The following is a 4,685-nucleotide window of genomic DNA, read 5'->3' as shown; positions in this document are numbered from 1 at the left end:
CTGATGCACCCGATCCAACTGTAGGAGTGAGCCTGCTCGCGATGACGGTCTCACAGCCAACCAATTCCCAACTGACGCCACCCAATCCCACTGTGGGAGCGAGCCTGCTCGCGAAAGCGCTCTATCAGTAACAACAATATCGCCTGACCCACCACATTCGGTCGCAAACCCCCTTCCACATTTAATTCATGGCCAGCAAATCACTCCAACGGCCCAATCACCTGCCGATACCTCTCCAACCCCTGCGCCGTCCCCCGACTCAACCGAATCTCCAACCCCAACGGATCCTCCCGCCGATTCCCGCTCAACTGCCGCCAGCCCTTATCCACCTCCCAAACCCGCACCTGCACATCACTGACATCACTCAAAACAGCAACCCCATTCCCAGGCGCCGGCAACGGATACCGACTCCGCGCCTCAGCCACCGCCCGATACAACGTGTCGCCCTTGACCCACCACCGCACCCGCTGCAACGCCCCCGGCTGATCCGCCGCCGTACGAATAATATCCAGCCGAAACCCCTTACTGTCGCTACTACGCACAGTCAGAGCGGGCGGGGCGCTCGGCGGCTCATCATCCACGCCAACCTTCTTCGGCTCGGTCAACTCAACCCCCGCCCGCATCTCCACATCCCGCTGCAACTGATTCAACGCCCGCAACAAACCGTCACTCTGCTCACTGCTCGCCTGCAAATGACTGTCCGCCCGCGTCACACTGTCCAACCCCCGCCAGGCAATCAGACTCACCACCGCCATCAGCAAAATCGCGACCATCACTTCAATCAACGTAAACCCTTGCTGGCGCTTCATTGCAGGCTGATCCTTCCACTGTCATCACGCAGCACACTCAAGCGATTCAACCCATCCGACAACGTCAATTGCAGCGGCGGATTGATCCACTCAGCGTTCAGCACAACCTTCTGTTTCGGCTCCACCCGCACCTCCATCTTCGGACTCTGCCAGGTACGCGGCCGCAACTGCGGATCCTGCGCGAAATGATCAAACCCCTTACCACTGTCACTGCGCCGACTAAACCGAAACCCCTTGGCATCACTCACCCACACAATCGGCCGGCCATCCGCCCGCGCCTCCGCCTGCGCGACCTGCAGCAACTGCGCCACACGCTCGGCATCCTTGCGCAGCAACTGCAACGGATCGGGCTTGATACTCAGGCTGATCGCCGCACTGGCAATGCCGATGATCACCAGCACCACCATCAACTCGATCAGCGTAAAACCCTCTTGCCTGTTCATCGCGCGCGCGCTCCTTTGCGTCCTGCGCCATCCTGCACGGCCAACATGTAAGGCGTGTGAAATAAAACGGAGAGAATTGCCGCGTAGGCTGACAGCAGGGATAAAAAGGAGATTCAACCCATGACCTTCACCGCACGTATTTCCCCACCCCAAATGGTCCAGGCCCTCGCGCTGCTCGCAGCACTGGTCGGCGTGGCGACATGGTCGTCGCTGCTGCTGACCTCCGCCGAATCACACACCCCGGCAGCAGCCCCGCAGTTGCTGGCGGGACGCAGTGATAGCCCGGCGTTGCAGTGGTTTTCCAATCAAACGGCGCCGATGGACATCAAGGTGAGCGGGGTGATGGCGGGGAGTCGGGGGGCAGTGGCGATACTGAGTTTGAACGATGGGCCGCCGAGGAGTTTTTTGCAGGGGGAGAAGGTGGGGCCTGGGGTGAAGTTGCTGGCGGTGGAGGGGGATGGGGTGGTGATTGAGCAGGGTGGGGAGAGGGTGCGGTTGGGGGTGGAGAGGTTGGGGGAGGAGGTGGTGTTGCCTAGGTTGGTGAGGCCGTGATTTGTTGGGCTGAAGTGAGTAAGGTATTGCACTGGACTATGAATGCGCCAGCGCGATTCCTTCTCACCCTCCTGACGACTAGTGGCGTAATGCCAATTCGTCCTTGAGGACAAATTCCATTCCAATGCCCACGCCTTTGAGCACTTCTGTGACGCGGTCGATGAAGGACTCACCTTGCTCAGGCAATTGGTAAAGGCCATTGATGCGGATCTTCGGGTTTTTGCCCTTGGCTGGCGGGTAGCTATCCAGCAATTCGCCGCTCTCAATGAAGGCGATGTAAGTGTTGATCTTCTCTTGAAGCAACAGCAGGTGCTCGCCCTGTTGGACCTTGTCGCCCCACTCCAAGTGATCGGTGATGACGAGTACGACGTTGTCTGGCTCCCACTCGGGTACTGCGATGATGTCGACGACTTTTGTTTCGGTGATGGACATGTCTGCTCCCTCAATGGGATGCCATTGCGTACTGGGCTGGACTCGGTGAGCAATGAAGCACTGCTTAATGATCGCGCTTGTTACTCCGCTTTGAGCACAAATTCGAATCCGATACCGACTTCCTTAAGCGTCTCGGCTACGCGATCTATGAACAACTCGCCTTGCTCGGGTAACTCGTATTTGCCTTGAACACGGATGACGGGTGATTTGCCGAGTGCGCCGGGTATCTCGGTGTAGATTTCACCGCTTTCGATGAAGGCGATGTAGTTGTTGATTTTCTCTTGAAGTACCAGCAGGTGCTCGCCCTGTTGTGTCTTGTCGCCCCATTCGAGGTGGTCAGCGATGCCGAGGATGATCTTGGTGTTGTCCCATTTTGGGATGCCCCACATGTCGATGGTTTTGGCGTCTGTTACGGACATTTGAGTTCCTTGGTTCGTTATTTTTGCAGCGGCCGCAAGATTTCTACTCGGGTGGGTGGGATTTGGGTGCCGCCGGGGAAGCCGGGTTTGCCCTTGCCCATGATGCGCCCACCGCTCTGTTCGATTTCCGGGAATGCCCGCTTTTGATTGCGGGTCAGTGGTGCTGTGTCAGAAGCTTTGCATTCGACGCATGCGATGTCGCCGTTTGCATCTCTGCCTATCATATCGAGGCGGGTTCGGGTGCCGCCCTCTGTTTTTATGGTGACTTGTTGGCCGGACTCTTCCATTTCTTCGGAAAAGCCGCTGTACGCCTCTTCTTCGAAGGCGGCGCCTGCTATTTTGTTTTTCTCTAGTTGCGTGCTGAGCACGATGTAGATGGGTTCTAGGCCCGCGTCATCGGGGAACCAGATGATTGCGTCCTGGAATTCGGGCGGGTGTGCCGGGTTGGCCAGAAGCGTGTCTGACTGTGCTGTCGGCGGGTATACCCATACCGGGGGTAATTGGGGCGCGCCTTCGAGTGCAGGGATACCCAGTACTCCGTCTGGGTTTGCTGCGGGCGTCCAGGTGAGGCCTATGCCGTTGCCTATGTCGGCGACGAATTTTTCGCCATCTTTGTCTGCCCTGATGACGGGAACATTTTCCCAGTCCTTCTTGCCGCCGGTGTAGAAGCCGTAGGCGTTGACGGAGCCATCGGGCAAGGTTTTTACATTGACGCGGACACGCGTGCGACCGGTTTCGAGCGTGGCGTATTGGTCGGTTTTGTAGAAAACGCTGTCGGGGGCGAGGCTGGTGTTGGGCATTAATAGCGCGACGGTGCCGACGGCGGCGCCTGCTGCCAATGTACCTGCACTCTCAAGCAAACCTAGCGCGAGGGAGCCGCCTAGTCGTTGGGCTATGGCGCTGCCGGTTGTGGAGCCGCCGACTAACTGGAGCGAGGTGCCTTCAGCGGTGATTGCTGCGCCAGTGGCCAGTACGGCCCATAGACCGTAGTCCGCCAGTTTTTCAACGGGGACGAATCCAGCGGGGTTGGTGTGGTTGATTTCGCCGTCGGGCAGGTTGCAGCTTTTGGCGAAGACGCAGCCCATGGGGGTGGGTTTTGTGTCTGGCACTGGTGGGAGGTCTTTGTACTGCGCCCAGTGTTGGGCGTTGATGTCGACTGGATCGACGCCGGTGTTGCGGTAACCCTTGGGTGGGTTGGGGACGTAGCCACTCAATCCTTGATTCCTTGTCCTGATCCTTTGAACGGGGCGCAGGTTGACAGGTAGGATTGAGGGTGGCAATAAGTGGCACTTTGACCCTATAAAGATAAGCGTGTGTTCCGCAGCAATTTTCTTTTGTCTGCGGGATAAGGGAGCGGATCTGTTGAGGGAACCGTGACTGGATGAGGGTCTCGATAACGTCAACGTTTAAAAAGACATCACCAGACACTCTCTCAGGCTACATATCCTTGCGCCTTTGCCTACAGCTACGCCAGAATCCGCCGGCTTGTGCGCCTTGGGGGCGAGTTCTATTGTGGTGCGGTCGCTGACGAATCAGCGATCGGATTTGACCGTCCGCCCAACATCAAGGCGCGCCAGCGTTCTGCACGTGTTCAGGCATTGTCTGAAATCATGTCGCGGTGGCTGTGCGTGGGACACCTTCGGGTGTGCCGGAGTCCTTGATGTCCGGTCGGTCAACCCGCGTACAGCTGCCACCCTGTTTGTTTGACCGCGAACGGTGGCGGCTCCAGTCATCAAGGAGCTTCACCATGATCAAACCAACACCCAATCCGCCCGAATCTAACTGCACGTCTCCCTACGAATCCATCGATTCCAAAAAACTCCACGAAGCCGCCGACCGCGCCCTCGACCATTACCTCTGCCCACCCGGTTCCACGCCGCCCCCACGTAAAACCCGCGGGATGTACGCCGTAACTGCGGACAACAAAAACGAAGAGCTGCTGATCGATGCCAGTGAAACGCTCGCTTCGGCCAAAACCATTGCGCAGAACGTCGCCAGTCTGTTGCCGGCGTCGCAGCGTCGGGCGTTGT

The 4,685-nt window shown here is 58.0% G+C and carries 7 protein-coding genes; 2 read left to right on the top strand and 5 right to left on the bottom strand.

The features are described from left to right. Window positions 1-200 precede the first annotated feature (200 nt). Both PseAD21_RS29220 and gspH read right to left on the bottom strand, forming a co-directional pair. Window positions 201-809, bottom strand: a complete 609-nt coding sequence (locus PseAD21_RS29220; RefSeq protein ID WP_102359162.1) for a prepilin-type N-terminal cleavage/methylation domain-containing protein — start codon at window positions 807-809, stop codon at window positions 201-203. Beyond that, window positions 806-1,252: a type II secretion system minor pseudopilin GspH gene (gene gspH / locus PseAD21_RS29215; RefSeq protein ID WP_102359161.1), complete on the bottom strand. Its 447-nt coding sequence runs from the start codon at window positions 1,250-1,252 to the stop codon at window positions 806-808. Before gspH ends, PseAD21_RS29220 begins: the two co-directional genes overlap by 4 nt. Window positions 1,253-1,372: 120 nt before the next feature. Between gspH and PseAD21_RS29210 the strand changes: the two genes are divergently transcribed. Continuing rightward, window positions 1,373-1,804, top strand: a complete 432-nt coding sequence (locus tag PseAD21_RS29210) for a type II secretion system protein N (protein WP_102359160.1) — start codon at window positions 1,373-1,375, stop codon at window positions 1,802-1,804. Window positions 1,805-1,882: 78 nt separating this feature from the next. Here the strand turns inward: PseAD21_RS29210 and PseAD21_RS29205 are convergent, their stop codons facing one another. The 3 genes from PseAD21_RS29205 to PseAD21_RS29195 form a co-directional block, all read right to left on the bottom strand. After that, entirely contained in the window at window positions 1,883-2,236 is a 354-nt protein-coding gene (locus tag PseAD21_RS29205; protein WP_102359159.1) for a DUF6572 domain-containing protein, read from the bottom strand. An 80-nt stretch (window positions 2,237-2,316) separates the two neighbouring features. After that, the gene (locus PseAD21_RS29200; protein ID WP_102359158.1) at window positions 2,317-2,655 is read right to left on the bottom strand and encodes a DUF6572 domain-containing protein; all 339 of its coding nucleotides are present in this window, start codon (window positions 2,653-2,655) and stop codon (window positions 2,317-2,319) included. 17 nt (window positions 2,656-2,672) lie between these two features. Then, the gene (locus PseAD21_RS29195) at window positions 2,673-3,869 is read right to left on the bottom strand and encodes an S-type pyocin domain-containing protein (RefSeq protein ID WP_102359157.1); all 1,197 of its coding nucleotides are present in this window, start codon (window positions 3,867-3,869) and stop codon (window positions 2,673-2,675) included. 533 nt (window positions 3,870-4,402) lie between these two features. Between PseAD21_RS29195 and PseAD21_RS29190 the strand changes: the two genes are divergently transcribed. Then, the coding region (locus tag PseAD21_RS29190) for a DUF6124 family protein (RefSeq protein WP_102359156.1) at window positions 4,403-4,685 on the top strand (283 nt) is incomplete at its 3' end.

It is taken from the genome of Pseudomonas sp. AD21 (assembly GCF_002878485.1).
Classification (GTDB): domain Bacteria; phylum Pseudomonadota; class Gammaproteobacteria; order Pseudomonadales; family Pseudomonadaceae; genus Aquipseudomonas.
Note: the sequence above shows the minus strand (reverse complement) of the source record. Positions and strands in the feature narration are given on the sequence as shown.

Coding starts and splice junctions, on each gene's coding strand:
- PseAD21_RS29220 (WP_102359162.1), bottom strand. CDS start 809: ATGAAGCGCCAGCAAGGGTTTACGTTGATTGAAGTGATGGTCGCGATT.
- PseAD21_RS29210 (WP_102359160.1), top strand. CDS start 1,373: ATGACCTTCACCGCACGTATTTCCCCACCCCAAATGGTCCAGGCCCTC.
- PseAD21_RS29200 (WP_102359158.1), bottom strand. CDS start 2,655: ATGTCCGTAACAGACGCCAAAACCATCGACATGTGGGGCATCCCAAAA.
- gspH (WP_102359161.1), bottom strand. CDS start 1,252: ATGAACAGGCAAGAGGGTTTTACGCTGATCGAGTTGATGGTGGTGCTG.
- PseAD21_RS29205 (WP_102359159.1), bottom strand. CDS start 2,236: ATGTCCATCACCGAAACAAAAGTCGTCGACATCATCGCAGTACCCGAG.